The sequence below is a fragment of the Candidatus Spongiisocius sp. genome, assembly GCF_965221825.1.
In the GTDB taxonomy this organism is placed as follows: domain Bacteria; phylum Actinomycetota; class Acidimicrobiia; order Spongiisociales; family Spongiisociaceae; genus Spongiisocius.
Genome location: NZ_OZ244917.1, coordinates 2,343,788 through 2,363,594, shown reverse-complemented (window position 1 = coordinate 2,363,594; position 19,807 = coordinate 2,343,788). Strand labels below are relative to the sequence as shown.

Sequence of the window (19,807 nt, the reverse complement as noted above, 5' to 3'; positions counted from 1 at the left end):
CGTGTCTCCCGAACGGTGCGGGTCGTGACCGGGGTATCGTTGGCGACATGACGGAACGGATCTACTCGGTTGACTCCTATGCCCGCGAGATGGCGGCCGAGGTGGTGGCTACCGATGTCGACGACGGGCGTGTGTTGCTCGACCGGACGGTGTTCTATCCGGGCGGGGGTGGCCAGCCGGTGGACCTCGGAGAACTGACCATCGGAGAGGACCGGCTCGAGGTGGTGGGGGTCAAGCAGGACTCGGACGGTGTCTGGCACTGGCTCGAGGGCGGGCTCCCGGAGGTCGGGACCAGGGTGACCGGCAGGATCGACTGGGACCGCCGGTACCGTCTGATGCGCACCCACACCTCATTGCATGCTCTGTGCGGGGTGATCTGGGAGCGGTTCCGGAGTCCGGTGACGGGCGGCAACATGGCTCCCGGCCACGGTCGCCTGGACTTCGAGATCCCCAACTGGGATCCCGCCGACCGGGACCCCGTCGAGCTGGCCTTGAACGAGGCCATAGCCCGCCATTTGCCCGTGGACGTTTCCTTCATGCCCCGCGAGGAGGCCGACCTCGATCCCAGCCTCATCCGGACCAAGGTCAACCTGATCCCGCCCTCCGTGCGCCGGATCCGGGTGATCGACATCGTGGGCCTAGACCGCCAGGCGGACGGTGGCACCCATGTCCACACCACCGAGGAGGTCGGAAGGGTGAGGATCACCAAGGTCCAGTCGAAGGGCCGAGGGTTCCGCCGGATCCGCGTGGCCCTCGAAGACGAGCCCGCCTAGTAGGCGAGCCGCCTACCGGGGTGCCGGATGAGTGTCAGGACGGAACTGGAGGGCCGGGTCGGGGAAGTGATCGGGGTGGGCGATTGGCACACCATTACCCAGGCCGACATCGACCGTTTCGCCGACGCCACCCGGGATCATCAGTGGATCCATGTGGACGCCGCCCGGGCTGCCGGAGGGCCGTTCGGCGCAACCATCGCCCACGGGTTCATGACCCTGGCGCTGATCCCGGGAATCGGTCCCGCTCTCGAACTCCCCGGAGTGAAGATGATCGTCAACTACGGCCTCAACCGGGTGCGGTTCATCAGCCCCGTCCCCACCGGGTCGAGAGTACGGGTGATCAGGGAGATTGCCGGCGTGTCGGAGAAGCCCAACGGCATCCATCTCGAGGAGCGGGTGACGATCGAGTTGGAAGGGTCCGCCAAGCCCGCCTGCGTGGCCGAGACGCTGATCCTGCTGGTTGTCTAGAAGGGCGTCAGTCGAGCGCCAGGTCCCGGTGGGTGTAGGACCGCTTGCCGGGCCCGTAGTCGCCCACCACCTGCCCTTCGCCCCGCAGTAGCCACTTGGTGGTGAACAGTCCCTCCGCCCCCATCGGACCCCTTGCGTGGACGCGGCCGGTGGCGATGCCCACCTCGGCCCCCAACCCGTAGCGGAACCCGTCCGCGAACCGGGTGCTGGCGTTCCAGAAGACCGAGGAGGAGTCGACCGTGTCGAGAAAGCGCCGGGCGACCTCGGCGTCCTCGGTGACCACGGTGTCGGTGTGCGCCGACCCGTGGGTGTGGATGTGATCGATGGCCTCGTCGAGCCCGTCCACCACCCGGGCGGCGATGGTGAGTTCCCCGAACTCCTGGCCGAAGTCGGACGGCTGGGCCGCCGTGACACCCGGAGCCATGGCCGCCACATCCTCGTCTCCGCGCACATCGACCCCGGCATCGAGCAACGCCTGGACGACCGCCCCGCCGGCAGGGAAGTCGCGGTGGAGCAGGAGGGTCTCGGCCGCGTTGCAGACGGCGACATAATTGGTCTTGGAGTCCACCGCCACCCGGACGGCCATGCCGGGATCGGCGGCAGCATCCACGTAGACGTGGCAGATACCGTCCGCATGACCCAGCACGGGGATGCGCGACGCCGCCTTGATGGCGCGCACCAGATCGGCGGAGCCCCGAGGGACGACCAGGTCGATGTGCTCGTCCATGGCCAGCAGGTCGGCCACCGCCTCCCGGCCCTCCACGTTCTGGACCACGTCGGCGGGCCCGCCCGCCTTGACCACTGCCTCCCGCAACAGGTCGGTGAGCGCCCGGTTGGAGTGCAAGGCCTCCGAACCGCCCTTCATGAGCACCGCATTGCCGGTGCGCAACGCCAGCGAGCCGATCTGGATCACCGCATCGGGCCGGCTCTCGAAGACGATCAGCAGCACCCCGATCGGAACCCGTACCTGCTCGAGGATCAGCCGCTCGTCCAGCTCCCGGCGGATGAGCGGGCGCCCCACCGGATCGGCCGAGTCGATCAGGACGTTCACGCCCTCCCGCAGCGTCTCCAGCTTGGAAGCCGACAGCGCCAGGCGCTTACGGATGGGACCCGGGAGGTCATCCGCCCCCGGAGCGTTCAGGTCCCGTTCGTTGGCGGCCGCCAGGTCGTCCTCACGCTCTCCGAGCAGGCGCTCCAGATTCCGCAGCACCTCGGTCCGCACATCGGCGCCCATCGCCACAAAGGAGCGCTGAGCCTCCCGAGCGGACCTCGCCTGGTCATTTGGTGTAGCCCCTGCAGACATAGGCGCACGAGTGTAGTGACCTCCCGGTTCTGAGGACCGCTCAGCCTCCGCTCCGCCCCTGCAGCTTCCGGCGTGGGCGAAGACGGTCGGCCAGCCCCCCGAAGGCAGCCGCCGGCGATGTTCTCGTCCACGAGTGAGGCGCAAGACCAGTAGGCCGGCGCCATGTCGATCCGGCTGATGACGAAACCAGGTATTGAACCAAGATGCGGGACAGGAAGATATACAAGAGACCGGCTGAGATGGCCGCGCTGGCCGCGCACCCGCTACGCCTGCTGGTGCTGACCAGCAGCGGGCAACTCAACGTGTGGGAGCATCTCCACGTATTGGTGGCCCGATGGGACGCCATCGAGGGCCATGCAGCAACCACCGCCATGGATCTATGGCGTAACGAAGAGACGCATCCGCGGAATCCCATACCCGCAATAGACCTCGGCTAGCCGCGTGCGACGTCCGCGTTCACGGATACGGCCCGCCGAGTCCGTAGCCCGCCGCCGAGCCTGAGGCTCGGAGCTCCATTGGTGGTGTCGTCTGCCTCAAGAATCAAAAGTCGCGAAAAACGCGGCAAAACGGCGCCTCCCGCTGGGCCCTCCCCCGCCACCACCGCCGTTGGCTTGGGGCGTGTTCGCCCATGCCCGGCCGGGGCCGGGTAACACGGCGGTCGCTCCGTAGAAGCCTTGTATGTTCCCTTCGGGCCAGGCCGCCCCGATCGGTGAGACGCTTGCGGCTGGTGTAGACACCCCAGGCGTGCAAATGTCAAGCTGCGGCTTGGTCGAGGGCGGTTCGGTGGGCCCAGGCGGTGTGTTCGTCGTAGGGGGTTTGGTGTTTGAGGCATCCGTGGAGGATACCTACGAGTCGGTTGGCTAGGGCTCGTAGTGCTTGGTGGTGGAGGTCGCCGGCTGCTCGTCGTTGGTTGTAGAAGGCTCGGGCGCCTGGGCTTCTGGTTAGGGAGCAGAATGCCCATTGGTCGAGGGCGTCGTAGAGGCGCCGGTTACGGATGTGGCGAGCGAGGACGGCGTGTTTGCGTCCTGACGCGATGGTGATGGGCGACGTGCCGGCGTAGTTCCTGCGAGACTTGGCGCTGGTGTAACGGTCGGGGTCGTCCCCGAACTCACCGAGCGTCCGGGCGCCGAGCACTTTACCGAGTCCTGGCTGGGAGAGGTAGATAGCGGCGTCCGGGTGCTGTTCAAAACAGGTTTCCAGGGTTGCTTCGAGCTCGGCGATCTGGCGGTTGGTTTCCGCAAGGATTGCCAATAGGGCGCCCACGGTTGTCGCGTAGGCGTCCTCGACCGGTCCGGGTGCGCTGAGATGGGTGGTTCGGAGACCTTTCTGTATTTTGCGGGCAGCCGCGTCGAGGTTGCGTTTCCGGCCCCCGGCTTTAAGAGCGGCCCGGATCTGGGTGACGGTCAGGCGGGCGCCCTGGGTGGGTGTGGGTGCCCGACCCAAGACGGCCAGAGCATCGCGATTTGCCAGGTCCCCGAAGGTTTCGAGGGCTGCGGGGTAGTATTCGCGCAGGGCGCTGCGGATCTGGTTGGTGTGACGCACCCGAGCCCAGATCAGGTTCTGATGTGTCCTAGCCAGGACTTTGATCCCTTCGGCTTCGGGGCTGTCACCGGCAACCGGGCGGTGGTTGTGCCGGTCGGTGCGTAATAGGTCGGCTAACACCTTGGCATCACCACGGTCGGATTTGGCTCCACCCTGGCTGTGACGGTCCCGGTAACGCGACACTGCCATCGGGTTGATCGCATACACCTCATAACCCGCCCCGACCAGAGCACCGACCCACAGACCACGATCAGTCTCGATACCTACCACCACCTCAGCCGGCTCCGATACGTGCTCGGCGATCATCTCATGCAACTGAGCCACACCCCCCAGGCCTTCTGGCAGCCGCCGAGAGGCCAGTCGAGTTCCGGACTCGTCCATGAGACACACATCGTGATGCGCCTCAGCCCAGTCATCTCCCACAAAGATCATCCTTCGCCTCCTTCTGCGCGGACCTGCTCTTTCTGAGCTATGGAGAACGCCTGGCGGCGACCTAATGGATCAGTGCTCTTCATGGCACGCCACCCCATGAGCGCTACAAGCAGCCCTCACTAACCGGCCGGGGCACGATCTACACCTAGGAATCAGCCTTCCAGGAGCTTGGAGTACTCACCGGCCAGCCAGCTCAACCACCACACCCTCCCAGACAAACCAGAAGAAGCGGTGGACCCCCATTAGGTGCTTGGCAGTAGGCAACGTATAGCGGGGCTGTGACACTTTCAACCCCTTCGTCCCGGCCCGGAAGCTGACCACGCTCGCAGCGGAGAGAGCCGTGCAGTCCGGCGGTCGGGTCGCCGGGGAGTGCGCCGGCTGGAAGAACGTGGGCTGCGTTCGGGACAAATAGCTGTCTGTTCAGGGTGTTGTCCTCGCGCGACAGGTAATCTTGGGACCGGGCACGCTGCAGGAGGCCTGCCTGGGAAACATCCGAGGCTGCGCGATTTCGTGGGTTTTGGGTGCTGTAGCCGGTGTGGGGGTCATCTTACGAGGATGCCGCGGGCTGCGTAGTTGTCGGGGTTCGTGAACCCGTGAGCGACGCGTCGTAGGACTTGTAGGAGGTTGTTGATCCCTTCGATGGGTCCGTTGGTGACCCGTCGGGCGCTGTGGTAGGCCAAGATTTCTTCTCCCCAGGAAATGATCGTGTCCACAACGTCGTGGTATTCGGGGATCTGGCCGCTGTCGTAGAGGTCAGCGAACCGGGCGAGCGCCTGGTTGGCTCCTTGGAGGTCGTCGGCTTCGTAGATGCTGTAGAGCTCTTGGAGAGCATCCCACGCCGTCTTGAGCCGAGGGTAAGCCTCGAACAGTGTCTCCAGATGCTTGCGGTGGGCGTCGGTGAGATGGTCTTCTCTCCGCAGCAGGGTGAAGCGCGCTCGGAACAGGTCCGGCTCGAATGCTGGGGGTGTCTGGTCGGGGTCGCGGCGTTGGAGTTCTCGTCTTACCAGAGTCAAGCCTTCGGTGAACCAGCGAACCACATGGAAGCGATCCAGGACGTGGCGGGCGTCGGGCAGGTATTGGCTAATCGCAGCTTGGTAAGACCGTGAACCGTCTGTGACGACGATCTCCACCCCCTGGCACCAGTCCGGCCCCTGTTCCCTAAAGAACCTGCTCAGAGACCCTTTCGTGCGTCCTGGGATCATCGCCAACACCTGTTTGGTGTCCCCACACGCAACCACGGTCACATACCGGTGACGACGCCGAATCGACGTCTCGTCCACCAACAACACCCGACACGGCCGGACCCGACGCCGCTTCGCGACCCGAGCCGAATGGGCTCTCACCAACGCCATGATTCGATGCCAACCCACCCCATGACGGCGAGCCACCGCCCTAATCGACATCGCCCGGGCGTCCTCCACCAGCCGGCGAGAAAGCCGCCGGGTGAGACTCCCCTGAAACTGGTCATGCTCCTCGAGGTGCCGCTCCCCACAGTTGCCGCACACGAACCGCCGACGCCGCCACACCAGCGTCGTCCGCCGGCCCGACACCCCAAGGTCGCGGACCCGCTTGACCCGCCGATCCCACACCCGACGGCAGCGGAACCCGCAATACGGGCACCGCGACCACTCCCGAGACGACTCCACCTCCACCTCCAGGCGGTCAACCGTATCGACCGCCACACCCAGCACCCGAACACCACCCAACCACAAGCGAACGGACATAACATCAGACATCGAGGCCTCCTGGCATCGGCGAACTGGTACTTCACCGATTTCAGCGAGGCCTCACCCCCAAACCAAGGATTTCAGGCCCCCGCACCCACGTATTCGCGCAGGGCCAAACATCCCGACCAGGAATGAGGAGTACACAGTGCGAACCCGCAACACCACAAGGAGGAGTCGCCGTCTCTTCTTCGCGCTCTTTGCCGTGCTGGCGCTCGTCGCCGCCGGCTGCGCGGAGGACGATTCCCGCGGCTCCCAGACCACGATCAAGCTTGCCGTCAACCCCTGGAACGGCTCCGCGGCCAACGTTGCAGTCGCGGCCCAGTTGCTGGAGAGCGAGCTCGGCTACACCGTAGAACGGGTGGAGATAGACGAGAACGCCCAGTGGGCCGCCATCAACACCGGGGACCTGGACGCCTCGCTGGAGGTTTGGCCCTCGGGTCACGCCCAGAACGTCGCCGACTTCATCGACAGCGCGGACGGCAATGTGGACAACGCCGGCCTGATCGGTCCCATCGGTGAGATCGGTTGGTTCATGCCTTCCTACATGGTGGACCAGCACCCGGCGCTGGCAACCTGGGAGGGCTTCGCCGATCCCGAGCTGGCAGGGTTGTTCGCAACCGCCGAGACCGGTGACAACGGACAGTTCCTGAGCGGTGATCCCAGCTGGACGATCTACGACGAGCAGATCATCGCCAACCTCGGCCTGCCGCTGGAGATCGTCTATGTCGGCTCCGAGGCCGGCATCCTGGCCGCCCTGGACTCCGCCTACAGCCGCCAGGAGCCCGCACTGTTCTACTTCTGGACGCCGCACTCGGCTTTCAACACCTACGACCTCACCCGGGTAGCGCTCCCCGCATACAACGATGCGTGCTACGCCACGGGTGATGCGGGCGGTATCGACTGCGACTACCCGGAGGACGTGCTGTTCAAGATCGTCAACGGCGATCTGGCCGAGAACGCCCCCGACGCCGATGCCTTCCTGCGGGCCATGAACTACTCGACCGCCGACCAGATCCAGATGCTGTCGGCCATCGAGAACGACGGCCTCACGGTGGACGAAGCCGCGGCGCAGTGGATCGAGGCGAACTCAGACGTCTGGAGTGCCTGGCTCCCCGCCTCCTAGACGGCAGGCGAGAACCGGTGCCGGCGGCTAGAGAAGCCTTCCGGCACCGGTCGCCCTCCCCCGAGGAGTAGTTTCCTTGTACGACTTCATCATCGTGGGAGGTGGCTCCGCCGGGTGCGCGCTGGCCAACCGGCTCAGCGCGGACGCCTCCAACCGGGTCCTGGTGCTGGAAGCCGGACGCCGGGACTACAAGTGGGACGTCTTCATCCACATGCCGGCGGCCCTGGCCTTCCCGATCGGCAACCGTTTCTACGACTGGCGGTACCGGAGCGACCCCGAGCCCCATATGGGAGGTCGGAGGGTCTACCACGCCAGGGGAAAGGTGCTCGGCGGCTCCAGTTCGATCAACGGCATGATCTTCCAGCGCGGGAACCCCACCGACTACGACAAGTGGGCCGCCGAACCCGGGATGGCCAACTGGGACTACCGCCACTGCCTCCCGTACTTCAAGCGCATGGAGACCTGCCTGGCCGGCGCCGATAGCTGGCGGGGAGGCGAGGGTCCGCTGGTCCTGGAACGGGGACCGGCCGACAGCCCACTCTTCACGGCCTTCTTCGAGGCGGTGCAGGAGGCCGGGTACGAGTTGACCGAGGACGTGAACGGGTACCGCCAGGAGGGGTTCGCGGCGTTCGACCGCAACATCCACCGGGGGCGGCGGCTGTCCGCGTCCCAGGCCTACCTGCACCCGGTGATGCGGCGCAAGAACCTCCACGTGAAGACCGGCGCCATGATCCGCCGGGTGCTGTTCAAGGGCCGGCGGGCGGTGGGCGTGGAGTACCGGCGGCGGGGTCGTGACCGCACCGTCCGGGGCCGCCACATACTGCTGTGCGCCGGGGCCTTCGGATCCGCCCAGCTGCTCCAGGTCTCCGGGGTGGGGCCTGCCGATCTCCTGGAGTCCCTGGACATCCCCGTGGTGGCCGACCTGCCGGGGGTCGGCGAGAACCTTCAAGATCACCTAGAGGTTTACGTTCAATACGCCTCTAGCCGGCCGGTGTCGATGCAACCGGCTCTGCAGGTGTGGCGCCGGCCGTGGATCGGCATGCAATGGCTGGCCCGGAGGGGTCCGGGCGCCACCAACCACTTCGAGGGCGGTGGTTTCGTCCGCTCCAACCCGGACGTCTCCTACCCCAACCTCATGTTCCACTTCCTGCCGCTGGCCATCCGCTACGACGGCTCTTCGCCGAGCCATGACCATGGCTACCAGGTTCACGTCGGCCCCATGTACTCGGACTCCCGCGGCTACCTCCGGATCAAATCCCACGACGCGGCGGTGAAGCCGGCCCTCCGGTTCAACTACCTCTCCACCGACCAGGACCGCCGGGAGTGGGTCGAGACCATCCGGGTGACCCGCCACATCATGAGCCGGCCCGCGTTCGCCCCCTACAACGCCGGCGAGCTGTCGCCCGGACCGGAGGTCTCGACCGACCAGGAGATCCTGGACTGGGTCGCCCGGGACGCCGAGACCGCCCTGCATCCCTCCGGAACGGCCCGCATGGGCAGCGGTGACCGGTCGGTCGTGGATCCCGGATCGATGCGGGTCCACGGCACTTCAGGGCTGAGCGTGGTGGACGCCTCGGTGATGCCGACGGTCACCAACGGCAACATCTACGCTCCGGTGATGATGATCGCGGAGAAGGCGGCCGACCTCATCCTGGGCAACCAGCCCCTGGAGCCTCTGGATGTCCCGGTCTATCCGGCTGACCGGGTCGGGTAGCTCGACAATCGACGGTAGTTGGGATCAGGGTGATGGACACAGCGCGAGACACGAGTAACGAGGCCTCCCGGGTCCGGGTCGAGGGCGTGTGGAAGGTCTTCGGCAAGCGGCCCGCAGAGGCGCGCCGGATGGCGGAAGCCGGGGCCGGCCGGGAGGAGATCAGGACAGCCGTAGGCAGCGTGGTGGCGGTCCGCGATGTCACCTTCCAGGTGTCGCCGGGGGAGACCTTCGTGGTCATGGGCCTCTCCGGATCGGGGAAGTCCACCCTGGTCCGCTGCGTCTCCCACCTGATCGAGCCGACCGAGGGAACGGTGGAGGTGTGCGGCACCGATCTCACGCAGGCCGACAGCGCCACGCTACGCGACCTGCGACGCCGCAAGATGGCGATGGTGTTCCAGCACTTCGGGCTCTTCCCGCATCGCACGGTGGTGGACAACGTGGCCTACGGGCTCGAAGTGCAGGGGATGGACCGCCGCGAGCGGCAGGAGCGCGCCCGGGAGCTCCTGGACACGGTCGGCCTCGAAGGCTGGGGCGACCACCACCCCCAGCAGCTCAGCGGCGGCATGCAGCAACGGGTGGGCCTGGCCCGGGCGCTGGCCGTCGACCCCGAGGTGCTGTTCTTCGACGAGCCGTTCTCCGCTCTCGACCCGCTGATCCGCCGGGACATGCAGGACGAGCTGATCGGACTCCAGCTGAGGCTCCGCCGCACGCTGGTCTTCATCACCCATGACTTCGTCGAGGCCCTGAAGCTGGCCGACCGGATCGCCATCATGAACGACGGGGCCTTCGTGCAGGTCGGCACGCCGGTGGATATCCTCACCAACCCGGCGGACGACTACGTGCGGGCCTTCACCCAGGACGCGCCGGTGGTGAAGGTGCTGCAGGCCTGCTCGGTGATGCGGCCACTCGAGGGAACGGAGGTCGACCCCGGATGGCGGAAGGTGTCATTGACCACACCGTTGGAGGCGGCGCTCCCCCACCTGCTGGGGTCCGCCGAGCCCGTACTGGTGTGCGATGAGCAGGACGCGCCCGCGGGGCTGCTCCACGCGGACGAGGTGGCAGGTGTGATCTCCCCGGACCGCCGATGACAGCGGTGGACGGGGTCCGCTCCGGGATCGGCGGGCTCCGGACCGGGTTGGGAGGGGGGCGGGCGCGCTTCGCCCTGGTGCTCGCCGCGGCGATCCTGCTGGTCGTGGGATTCCGCATCCTCACCGATTCCGGAGTCTTCCCGGAGTCCTGGAACGTCGGTCTGGCCGACCCGATCGACCGGGCGCGGCGCTGGCTGATCACGAACCAGAACCTCCACTGGCTGTACACCGTCTTCCTGAACCCGGTGACGGACACCATCGACTGGGGCATCCGCCGGCTGGAGGCCCTCCTCGAGTGGTTCCCCTGGTATTCCTACCCCCTGTTCACCGGTCTGGGGCTGTGGTGGACCCGGGGCCGGGTCGCCGGCGTGCTGGGCCTGGCCGGCGTGACGCTGATCGGGGTGGTAGGCCTCTGGGAGGAGTCGTTCGCCACCTTGGCTCTGATGGGCGTGTCGGTGCTCATCTCGATGGTCATCGGCATCCCGCTGGGGATCGCGGCGTGGCGCAGCGAGGCGGTCGCCCGGATCACCCGGCCCACCCTGGACACCATGCAGACCATGCCGGGGTTCGTCTACCTCATCCCCTTCGTCCTGCTGTTCGGCTTCGGGCGGGTCCCGGCCATGATCTCCACGGTGATCTTCGCCCTGGCCCCGGTGGTGAGGCTCACCGAAGTGGGGCTGCGTACCGTTCCCCAGTCCACCGTGGAGGCGTCGGAGATGTTCGGCGCCACCGAGCGCCAGACCCTCAGGTGGGTACGTCTCCCCCAAGCGCGGCCGGCCATCCTCGCGGGGATGAACCAGACCACCATGCTGGCAATGAGCATGGTGGTGATCGCCGCCTTCATCGGCGCCGGCGGCCTCGGCCAGGTGGTCCTCCAGGCCATGCAGAGCATCAACGTGGGCAAGGCCTCCGAGGCGGGCATCGCCATCGTGATCATGGCCATCATCCTGGACCGCTTCTCCACCGGCATCGCCACCGCCGACCCGGGCCAGGACGCCAAGCCCATCCGGTGGCTGGCCGCGGTGACGTCGGTCGGGGCCGTGGTCGGAGGCTTCCTCGGACTCAACGAATTCCCCGAGGCGCTCGGCTGGCGGTTCGCCCCCTACGTGAACAGCATGGCCGATTGGGCCCGGGACAACCTGTACGACATCGGCGGTTCGGGCATCGGGACGGGTCCGTTCAGCGACTTCGTCACCACCCAGTTCGTGATACCGCTGCGCGAGCTGCTCTCCTCCGGCATCCCGTGGCCGGCCATGATCGCGATCGGGGCCGTCCTCGGCCTCTGGGCTCGAGGACCGCGCCTGGCCATAGGGATCGCTGGCGCGTTGACCGCCATCGGCTTCCTGGGCATGTGGGAGCTGTCCATGGACACCTTGGCCCAAGTCCTCATCGCTGTGGCGGCCACCCTGGCCGTGGGTGTGCCGGTGGGGATCCTGTCCTCGCACAACGACCTGCTCCGCTCCGCCCTCAAGCCGGTCCTGGACTTCTTCCAGACGATTCCGAGCTTCGTGCTGCTGGTGCCGGTGATCACGCTATTCCACGTGGGCCGGATCCCCGGCATCATCGCCTCGATCGTCTACGCACTACCGGCCGCGGTCCACTACACCGACCTCGGGCTGCGCCGGGTGCCGGTCGAGACCCACGAGGCGGCGGAGAGCTTCGGGGCGACCCGGGCCCAGCGCCTCCGCCAGGTGGAGATGCCGCTGGCCGCCCCCGAGCTGATGGTGGCGGTGAACCAGGTCATCATGCTCATCCTGGCCATGGTCGTCATAGCCGGCCTGGTCGGCGGGGGCGGGCTGGGCCTGGAAGCCGTCCGGGGTCTGCGACGCAGCGACGCGGTTGGCCGCGGCTTCGAGGCCGGCATCGCCATCGTCCTTCTCGCCGCCATCCTCGACCGCCTCACCCGCGCCGTCGCCGACCGCCTCCGCCCCCCGTCCGCCGTCTGAGACGGGACGGCTGATCGCTTCGGCGGGCAGCTAGACCTCAGGCCGTGAGGCATCCGGGCCGATTAAGCCTCACGGGGTGAGGGTTATTCGGGAATTAATGCACATCCGGTGGTCCGGGTGAGGGTTAACCGGGCTCGTTGCGCCTTGATCGCGAGGCGGTAACTCAGATGGGGCTGGGCATCAGTGATACATCCTGGTCGCCCGTTGGTCCGTGACCCACCGGACAACGCAACAACTACTCGCCGTCGCCCTCCAAGCGGTCCAACGAATCCCAGTACTCCCGCTGAGCGGCTTGCAGGGCTCTCTGCCGGGCTGCAGCTTCACGGTGCCGCCGACGCCGCCGTGCCGCCCGCCGCGGTACGCCGCCAAGATCCGCCGCCCCATCGTCACCCAACAGGTCAACCATCCGAGCAGCATGAAACCTACTCAAGCTCCGATACTCAAATGCCCGAACCAACACATTGCCCACAGCCGATACCGCGGCACTCCCAGCTATGGCGGCCGCCCACCAGAGAGGTACTTCGACAGGGGCGCCCAATACAACCGGATCCGTCATATCTCGTGCGCCAACGTCCTCAACGTTCCCAGCGCCCGATCGAGCCGCTCATCGTCCCAGTCCAGCACTTCCTTCGCCTCGGAACGGTTGATGTGCGGCGCCACCCGGATCACACCATGTAGCACGAGCACATCCTTGCCGTCCCGGCTACCCCGTTCCGGCAACTTCGCCCGTGCCGTGCCAACCTGGGTCCGGCGTCTCCTCTTGCCACGGCCTCTGGCCAAGAATGCCGGCCGCCTGCCTGCCTGTCGAGTTGTCACAGCCAATCTCTCCCGACCACCTTTCGGAAACCTTAGCCCTCGCCGAAGAGGCACCGGAACACGTCGCTGCCACCAACTGCTGGCTATAGACAACGTATACCTCGTGTAAGACATGTTCAACCCCCTTTCGCAAGACCGCGAAGAATTGCAGCGGGGCCCGGCCGCTGGACGCCGTCCTCGCATTACCGCATAAGTGTCAGGACCGACACCTATCGTTGGGCGTGGCAGGGAGGAGGCGGCACCATCGGGCTGGACCAGATCTACACCAAGCCGGCCGTTGCGGATCGCTGCTTCGGCTTCCTGCTCGAGACCCTGGGTGGGCTGCGGGATCTCCGGCCGGACCGGGTCTTCTACGTGGAGCCGAGCGCCGGGGAGGGTTGCTTCTTCGACCTATTGCCTCCTGGCCGCCGGGTCGGCATCGACATCGAGCCCCGGCGGGCCGGCATCCTGCGGCACGACTTCCTGACCTGGCCATTCGAGGACACGATCCAGGACCGGCAGCAGACCGTGGTGGTGGGCAACCCACCCTTCGGCCACCGGTCTCGGCTCGCCATCCGGTTCTTCAACCGGGCGGCCGCCATGGCGAACACCATCGGCTTCGTGGTCCCCGTCCAGTTCCGGAAGTACTCGGTGCACAAGAACCTGCGTCCCGGGTTCCGGTGGATCGCAACCCTGGAACTGGAGGCCCCGGCCTTCTACACGCCCACCGAGCCGGATTACCGGCTCAACGCCGAGTTCCAGGTGTGGACCAGGGAGGCGAACCACGACTTCGAGGACATGCGCCTGCTGAGCCCGCCCGCCATCCGCCACGCCGACTTCGAGATGTGGCAGTACAACAACACGCCGGGGGCGCTCAAGGTCTTCGAGCACGACTTCGACTTCGCCGTGCCCCGGCAGGGCTACCAGGACTATTCGAGGCGGGAGACCTCCGCCGACCGCTGCGAGCGCACCAAGCAGTGGATCCTCTTCAAGGCTGGGACCCCGGCCGTCCTCGACCGGCTGATGAGCATGGACTTCGCCGCCCTGTCGCAGAACAACACCATCACCCCCGGCTTCGGGAAGGCCGACGTGGTGAAGGAGTACGTGAGGATCACGGGGCAGGAGGATGGCGCCGGCGCTCCGGCTGCGGGATCGCGGAGCCGCGGAACCGGCCCGCCGGTAAGTGAGCGGCAGGATCCCGGTACTGTCACACCCTCCCCTTATCTTGACCATCCCAGTGCGCGAACCACTCCGGGTTGGGTCGGTCACCGCCTCCGACTGGAAGGGTGACCATCGAACACAATCTAGGGTGAGGTGACAGAACTACATGGATGTAACTACACTTGCGTAAGGCGGATGGGATAGAACCCGCGGGTTGAATCGGTATCAAGGCACTGGGGGAGAGCGAGGGGAGTCATGTACCAGCTGATAGGCGAAGACCACGATCAGCACGCCTCTGACCAGTTGAGGATCGCAAATCTCGATCACGGGAGCATCAAGCGCAACCAGCTGTATGTAGCGGACTGCGTGGAGTTCATGGAGCGCATGGAAGCCGAGTCTGTCGACCTGACCGTCACCTCTCCCCCGTATGACGACCTCAGGAATTACAACGGATACTCGTTCGACTTCGAAGGCGTAGCAGCCGGCCTGCTCCGGGTCACCAAGCCGGGCGGCGTGGTGATATGGGTGGTCGGCGACAAGATCAACGGCGGGCGGACACTCTCGAGTTTCCGGCAAGGGATCCGCTTCCAGAAGATCGGCTTCCAGATGCATGACGTGATGATCTACCGCAAGAAGAACACCCCGTTCATGCGGAGCAACGCCTACACCAACGCTTTCGAGTTCATGTTCGTGCTGAGCAAGGGCAGCCCGAAGACCTTCAACCCGCTCAAGGAGCCGACGGTCAGGAGCGGGTACGAGATGGTGGTCCACAACAAGGGCCCGGACGCGGTGAACAACAAGGTGCTGAAGGAACTCAAGAAGGAGAAGACCCGGACCAACATCTGGGCGTATGCGGTGGGCATGGGTGGCACGACGAGAGACAAGGTGGCTTTCAAGCACCCCGCAGTCTTCCCGGAGAAGCTGGCCGACGACCACATCCGGTCCTGGACGGAGCCCGGGGACCTGGTGTTCGACCCCATGTGCGGCTCCGGCACGACTCCCAAAATGGCTCTGCTGTGCGAGAGGGACTACATCGGTGTGGACATCTCTCCCGAATATGTGGCGATCGCCGAGCAGCGGATCGAGGCATATGGCCATATCGCAGGGTGACTGGGTCTACTGCGAGAACGGGACCGGATGGCTCTTTGGCCTCGACGGAAGGCTCGGTGATCAAGAACTCAAGTTCAGAGACCACTCGGTTGGCCGCGTGGAGAAGATTGAAGGGCGCTTCGTGGACCTCTGGCTTATAGGCCCAAACGAGAAGTGGAGGGTTCCGAGGACAGAAGCCAAGCGGGTCAAGGTGGATGAAGTCGGAGACCAGTTCTCCCACAAAATATGCAACATATGCCACAGGCGACTAACGGTAGACAAGTTCAGTGTTAATCAGATAAACAGCAAAGGACGGGTCAGAAGGCCAAGTTGCAAACGTTGTCGTATCGATATAGATAGACGACCTAAAAAGCCCAGTCAAGCTAAACGTATAGCGCAACAACGTCCGAAGAAGGGTGATCTATTCATCTGTCCGATCTGCCTAAAGAGATCGATTGTGGATGTTACAGCAAACATAGTGGCAGATCACGACCATCATACGGGTAACTTTAGAGCGTTCATGTGTGGAAGCTGTAATACTGGACTGGGTAGGTTTAAGGACGACAAGGTTGTCATTACCAATGCCAAAAGATACCTTGAACAACACGACTCACTAGACCTATAGCTACAGCCCGCGCCTGGCTGTGACTGACTGATGCGGAGTGCTGGCCGGTCAGCGGCCGAAGCGGCGGTCGGAGGCGGCGTAGTCGCGCAGGGCGCGGAGGAAGTCGACCCGCCGGAAGGCCGGCCAGAAGACGTCCACGAAGGCGTACTCGGCATAGGCGGCCTGCCAGAGCAGGAACCCCGACAGCCGGGACTCGCCCGAGGTGCGGATTATCAGGTCGGCATCCGCCTGGTCGGGCTCGTACAGGTGGGCGGCGATGCCGGCCGCATCCACATGCTCGGCGAGTTCCTCGGGAGGCGTACCGCCTCCGAGCAACTCATCCACGAGGTCGCGGCATGCATCGACGATCTCCTGGCGCCCGCCGTAGCCCATGGCGATCGTGACCTTCCGGGAGTCCGTGGAAGCAGGCCGGCTGGTCTCCGCGGCACGCTTGGCGGCCTGCACCAGGTCGGCCGGAAGCAGGTCGAGGCTTCCCATCACCTTCAGCTGGAAGCCCAGACGGTTGGTGCGCTCCGGAAGCCGTCCGAACATCTCGATCAGCGTGTCGAAGTAGGGCTCGATCTGCTCTGCCGGCCGGGCCAGGTTCTCGGTGGAGAGGACCCAGGCGGTGATGGACGGTATGGGCAACTCGGCCGCCCAGCCCAGGAACTCCTCGAACCGTCTCATCCCGCTGCGGTAGCTGTGCGAGTAGGTCTCCAAGCCCTCGGCCCGGGCATAACGCCGGTGGCCGTCCAAGATGATCCCGATATGGCGGGGAAGGCGGTCCGCATCCAGTTGACGCAGGAGGCGCCGCTCGTACAGGCGGTAAAGGGGAGCGGTCAGGGAAGTGGGGCGCTCCATGGTGGTCATTGGCCTCCTGGGGAAAGGTCTTGCGGACCTAAGCATCGTGCTGGTCCGCTACAGGATGGTAGCCCCTCCCGGCCCGACCCGGACCACTGAGACTCTGTCGGTAGCCGGGCGGCGGCTTATGCGGCCAGGCGCAGGGCTTGGGTGATCTGGTCCAGCACCCGGGCCGGGTTCTCCGTGAGGTCTTTCCATGTGAAGCGCAGTACTCGCCACCCGTTCAGCTGGGCGAGGTTGTCACGGCGCCGATCGCTCTCGAACGCCTCCATGGTCGTATGCCACCGTCGTCCGTCACACTCGATGATCACCCGGGGGTCTTCATAGGCGAAGTCGACTCGACCCTTGACAGGACTCCGCCACGGGAGGGGCATCTGGAGAGTGGGCATGGGCAGGTCGTTGGCGGTGATGAGAGCGACCATCCGCTCCTCCATAACGCTCTCCGGGATGACAAGCCCGGGCGACACCTCTTCGAGGAGCTTGCGGAATCGGGTTGTCCCGGGACGGCCCCGCCGACCTAGCTCTTCGAGGATGGCGGCGAGGTCTTCGACGGTCATGCGGCGCCCCACCAGTGCCTTCTGTGCCATGCCACGGAGCCGGACGAGGTTGGTTACGGATGCCAGATCGAACATCGTCCGGTTCGGGCTGGTGACAGGTAGGCCGGCAACATGCGTGACATATCGCCGGTCGAGGTCGGTCGACTGGTGAACCTGTACTCCGTCAAAGCGGTAGGTGCGCCGGCTGGGTACGGTGGCCACGGCGCCTGTGAAGCGTCCGTAACCGAGCCCGAGTAGCTGGGCTGCGGACTGATGGGAGACCACCGCCGACAAGACTAGGACAGCGGCTCGAAGACGGACCATTGCCGACGGGGCTCCGTAGATCAGGTATATATCGCTGCCCAGGCACTTCCACTCCCCCAATCTGACTCTTTGTCTGATGACCCACCTCGATAGGCCTGCGTTGATCGCCTGTTCACCGGTTACCAGCCCATTCTGGGACTCCGCCAATCGCCGGATCGTCACTCCCGCCGATGCTGTGGTCATGCCGTCTCCCTCGCGTCGCGAATAAGTCGTAATGGTGTGTATCAGTTATAACTATGCTTATATATCGGCCTTGTTTCAAGGGGTTCGTTAGGAGAGCGACCGGTCACGCCCAATCCGGGGGGCGACGGGGGAACCTAAGGTTCACAACGCGCTACACCACGCCACGAACCTAAGGTTCACACCACGCCACGAACCTAAGGTTCGGGGGTCATGCGGGACGGGAGTGGTGTCGTCCGCTCGCACCACCCTGGGATTCGGCGAACCGGCGCTCTAGGCGAGATTGAGGTTGACCCGCTTCGACGGACAGTCCGAAAAAGCGGGGCAACTCCAAGATCGGGGCGCGGGCGGGGGGTTAGGGGTTTCTGGTGAAGCGGTTGGTGTCGCTTGCTCTGTGGCCGGTCACCTGCACCGTCAGGGTTTGGCCTGCCATCACGTTGGCGAGGAAGATCTCGATCTCCTGGTCCTCGCGGCTACCGGCTTCCCGTCCTCATCGACCAGCTGGAACGTGAATGTGACCGAGTCCCCGTACATCACCTTCTTCGCCTCGGGATGCAGGTCATCGGTCACCTGGAAGGCAATCCGGCGGCGCCACGGCGGTGAACTCGATCGACTCGTACCTCGTACCTCGTGCGGTCGAGATCGAAGCGGTCTCGCAGGTCCCCGCACCACGCCCACAGGGTCAGGTCCTGGTCCACGAACACGTCGTACTCAAGGTTCCCGTCCATGTCCGTGGTGTCGTCGCTGTGATCGATCACGCAGGCGTCGTTCCCGAACGAGGCCGTACCTCGTCCTCCTCGCACCGGCCTCGGGAGTCGAACGGGTCGACCCGGCGGGTGGATGGCACGGCCCACTCGAACACATCGACCAGCGCATCGGGTACGGGGCGGTGCCACCGGTCCCGCATCGAGATCACCACTTCGGCGTCGGCCTCGGCGTCCACCACCACGCCGTCCGTCTGCATGGTGAGGCCGGCGGGCCGGGCGTTGGTGCGACCAAGCATCCGGGTGAGCGCCAGTGCCGTCTCGGCCCGGGTCACCTTCCTGCTCGGGCTGAAAGTGGTGCTCGTCGTGCCCTCCAACACCCCCATCTCGAACAGGGTCCGGACCGCTTCGTAGACATTGAGCGGCTGGTTGTACAGGTCCTCGAAGTGCCTGTCGTCGAGGAAGGCATCCTCGACATCGATCCCTCCCGGGCCGACCGGGGCCAGGTCGAGGAACCGGTACGGGAACAGGGCCATCTGGCGGCGGGTGACCGGAGCGTCGGGGTCGAAGGTGCTGCGGGTCTTGCCTTGGGTGATACCCAACTGGAGTAGCTGATCGATGGCCTCCCGGGTCCTGAGGGAGAGCCCTTCCACATCGGTGAAGTCGTGAGCGGGGCGAGCGGAAGGCATCGGCAGGTCGATCCCGGCCGGTTCCACCGCCCGGACGAGGAAGAGGACCATGTGCTTGCGGCGCACCAGGGCGGCGGGCGAGAAGGTGCTACGGCTGGTCCCGAGCGTGATCCCGTAATGGGCCAGACAGTTGATGGCACCCTGGTGGCAGCGGGATACCGGCGAATGTCGGTGAACCCGGCATCCTCCGGCGCCGGCCCTACACAGGCGGAGTAGAGGGCCGGCTCGTCGGCCTCCCCGCTCCAAGCGGAGGCCGGCAGTATCGAGGTCCCCCAGCAGCAGCACCGCGAGCACAGGTACGACGTACCAGGCCATTCTTCTCGACAAGACGAACATCGGCCCTCCCAAGCGGATTTTCTCGTTCTGACCCCAGGATGACGATGAGTCGGCCCCCTACGAACCGGCCTATTTCGGAACCCCAAGCCCGGTCCGTGTTCCGCCGAATGGCGATGTCAAAGGCCTTCCACACTCCTAATCATGTCACACCCCTGCTTTACGATGTTGAATAGCCGTAAGCACCAGCGGTCCGGAGCCGACGTCGGCCGGACCGTGCACGGGAACATATCGTCGAGGCAGCCCCCACCCCGGGGGAGGACGGAACGCGCTCGACACCAAGGTGGTGGCGGTGGGGGAGGGCCCAGCGGGTGAAGCCCGCGGGCGCGTTTTTCGCGTTCTAACCGGGTCGATTCTCGCGCTCTCATCGGGGGGTCGCGTTCTGACCGGGTAGTTTTCCCGTTCTGGCCGGGCT

General features: G+C 65.5%; 19 protein-coding genes. 10 read left to right on the top strand and 9 right to left on the bottom strand.

Going from position 1 to position 19,807, the window contains the following annotated elements; genetic code table 11:
* The first annotated feature begins 47 nt into the window (after window positions 1-47).
* Both ACOQPD_RS11105 and ACOQPD_RS11100 read left to right on the top strand, forming a co-directional pair.
* Window positions 48-773, top strand: a complete 726-nt coding sequence (locus ACOQPD_RS11105; protein WP_420612017.1) for an alanyl-tRNA editing protein — start codon at window positions 48-50, stop codon at window positions 771-773.
* 27 nt (window positions 774-800) lie between these two features.
* Window positions 801-1,241, top strand: coding sequence for a MaoC family dehydratase (locus tag ACOQPD_RS11100; RefSeq protein WP_420612016.1), 441 nt, complete (start codon window positions 801-803; stop codon window positions 1,239-1,241).
* A gap of 7 nt (window positions 1,242-1,248) precedes the next feature.
* On the opposite strand, the gene ACOQPD_RS11095 is transcribed toward ACOQPD_RS11100, so the two are convergent.
* Entirely contained in the window at window positions 1,249-2,544 is a 1,296-nt protein-coding gene (locus ACOQPD_RS11095; RefSeq protein WP_420612015.1) for a glutamate-5-semialdehyde dehydrogenase, read from the bottom strand.
* 203 nt (window positions 2,545-2,747) lie between these two features.
* Between ACOQPD_RS11095 and ACOQPD_RS11090 the strand changes: the two genes are divergently transcribed.
* Window positions 2,748-2,981, top strand: a complete 234-nt coding sequence (locus ACOQPD_RS11090) for a hypothetical protein (protein WP_420612014.1) — start codon at window positions 2,748-2,750, stop codon at window positions 2,979-2,981.
* Between the two features lie 316 nt (window positions 2,982-3,297).
* On the opposite strand, the gene ACOQPD_RS11085 is transcribed toward ACOQPD_RS11090, so the two are convergent.
* Both ACOQPD_RS11085 and ACOQPD_RS11080 read right to left on the bottom strand, forming a co-directional pair.
* Entirely contained in the window at window positions 3,298-4,518 is a 1,221-nt protein-coding gene (locus ACOQPD_RS11085; RefSeq protein WP_420611630.1) for an IS110 family transposase, read from the bottom strand.
* A gap of 542 nt (window positions 4,519-5,060) precedes the next feature.
* Window positions 5,061-6,254 (bottom strand): ISL3 family transposase, encoded by a 1,194-nt coding sequence (locus ACOQPD_RS11080; RefSeq protein WP_420611466.1) that lies wholly within the window; start codon window positions 6,252-6,254, stop codon window positions 5,061-5,063.
* Between the two features lie 136 nt (window positions 6,255-6,390).
* Between ACOQPD_RS11080 and ACOQPD_RS11075 the strand changes: the two genes are divergently transcribed.
* From ACOQPD_RS11075 to ACOQPD_RS11060, 4 genes are all read left to right on the top strand, one after another.
* A complete protein-coding gene (locus tag ACOQPD_RS11075; protein ID WP_420612013.1) occupies window positions 6,391-7,368 on the top strand; it encodes an ABC transporter substrate-binding protein in 978 nt (325 codons plus the stop codon).
* Window positions 7,369-7,444: 76 nt separating this feature from the next.
* Complete coding sequence (gene betA / locus ACOQPD_RS11070) at window positions 7,445-9,082, top strand: choline dehydrogenase (protein WP_420612012.1); 1,638 nt, start codon at window positions 7,445-7,447, stop codon at window positions 9,080-9,082.
* Window positions 9,083-9,114: 32 nt separating this feature from the next.
* Window positions 9,115-10,170: a quaternary amine ABC transporter ATP-binding protein gene (locus ACOQPD_RS11065; RefSeq protein WP_420612011.1), complete on the top strand. Its 1,056-nt coding sequence runs from the start codon at window positions 9,115-9,117 to the stop codon at window positions 10,168-10,170.
* On the top strand, window positions 10,167-12,116 hold the full coding sequence (locus ACOQPD_RS11060) for an ABC transporter permease (RefSeq protein ID WP_420612010.1): 1,950 nt from the start codon (window positions 10,167-10,169) through the stop codon (window positions 12,114-12,116). The genes ACOQPD_RS11065 and ACOQPD_RS11060 overlap by 4 nt, the downstream gene beginning before the upstream one ends.
* Before the next feature lie 552 nt (window positions 12,117-12,668).
* Here ACOQPD_RS11060 and ACOQPD_RS11055 read toward each other — a convergent pair.
* On the bottom strand, window positions 12,669-12,836 hold the full coding sequence (locus ACOQPD_RS11055) for a hypothetical protein (RefSeq protein WP_420612009.1): 168 nt from the start codon (window positions 12,834-12,836) through the stop codon (window positions 12,669-12,671).
* A gap of 450 nt (window positions 12,837-13,286) precedes the next feature.
* On the opposite strand from ACOQPD_RS11055, the gene ACOQPD_RS11050 reads away from it, so the two are divergent.
* From ACOQPD_RS11050 to ACOQPD_RS11040, 3 genes are all read left to right on the top strand, one after another.
* Window positions 13,287-14,201 carry a hypothetical protein gene (locus ACOQPD_RS11050; protein ID WP_420612008.1) on the top strand — a complete coding sequence of 305 codons (915 nt, stop codon included), beginning with the start codon at window positions 13,287-13,289 and terminating at the stop codon, window positions 14,199-14,201.
* A 246-nt stretch (window positions 14,202-14,447) separates the two neighbouring features.
* Window positions 14,448-15,182, top strand: coding sequence for a DNA-methyltransferase (locus ACOQPD_RS11045; RefSeq protein ID WP_420614386.1), 735 nt, complete (start codon window positions 14,448-14,450; stop codon window positions 15,180-15,182).
* A complete protein-coding gene (locus ACOQPD_RS11040) occupies window positions 15,163-15,786 on the top strand; it encodes an Hpy99I family type II restriction endonuclease (RefSeq protein ID WP_420612007.1) in 624 nt (207 codons plus the stop codon). The genes ACOQPD_RS11045 and ACOQPD_RS11040 overlap by 20 nt, the downstream gene beginning before the upstream one ends.
* Before the next feature lie 48 nt (window positions 15,787-15,834).
* On the opposite strand, the gene uppS is transcribed toward ACOQPD_RS11040, so the two are convergent.
* From uppS to ACOQPD_RS11015, 5 genes are all read right to left on the bottom strand, one after another.
* Window positions 15,835-16,635, bottom strand: coding sequence for a polyprenyl diphosphate synthase (uppS, locus tag ACOQPD_RS11035; RefSeq protein ID WP_420612006.1), 801 nt, complete (start codon window positions 16,633-16,635; stop codon window positions 15,835-15,837).
* 116 nt (window positions 16,636-16,751) lie between these two features.
* Window positions 16,752-17,669 carry a DUF559 domain-containing protein gene (locus tag ACOQPD_RS11030; protein ID WP_420612005.1) on the bottom strand — a complete coding sequence of 306 codons (918 nt, stop codon included), beginning with the start codon at window positions 17,667-17,669 and terminating at the stop codon, window positions 16,752-16,754.
* Window positions 17,670-18,098: 429 nt separating this feature from the next.
* Window positions 18,099-18,236 (bottom strand): hypothetical protein, encoded by a 138-nt coding sequence (locus tag ACOQPD_RS11025; RefSeq protein ID WP_420612004.1) that lies wholly within the window; start codon window positions 18,234-18,236, stop codon window positions 18,099-18,101.
* Entirely contained in the window at window positions 18,233-18,424 is a 192-nt protein-coding gene (locus ACOQPD_RS11020) for a hypothetical protein (RefSeq protein ID WP_420612003.1), read from the bottom strand. Before ACOQPD_RS11020 ends, ACOQPD_RS11025 begins: the two co-directional genes overlap by 4 nt.
* On the bottom strand, window positions 18,421-19,395 hold the full coding sequence (locus ACOQPD_RS11015) for an S-layer homology domain-containing protein (protein WP_420612002.1): 975 nt from the start codon (window positions 19,393-19,395) through the stop codon (window positions 18,421-18,423). The genes ACOQPD_RS11020 and ACOQPD_RS11015 overlap by 4 nt, the downstream gene beginning before the upstream one ends.
* Window positions 19,396-19,807: the final 412 nt, after the last annotated feature.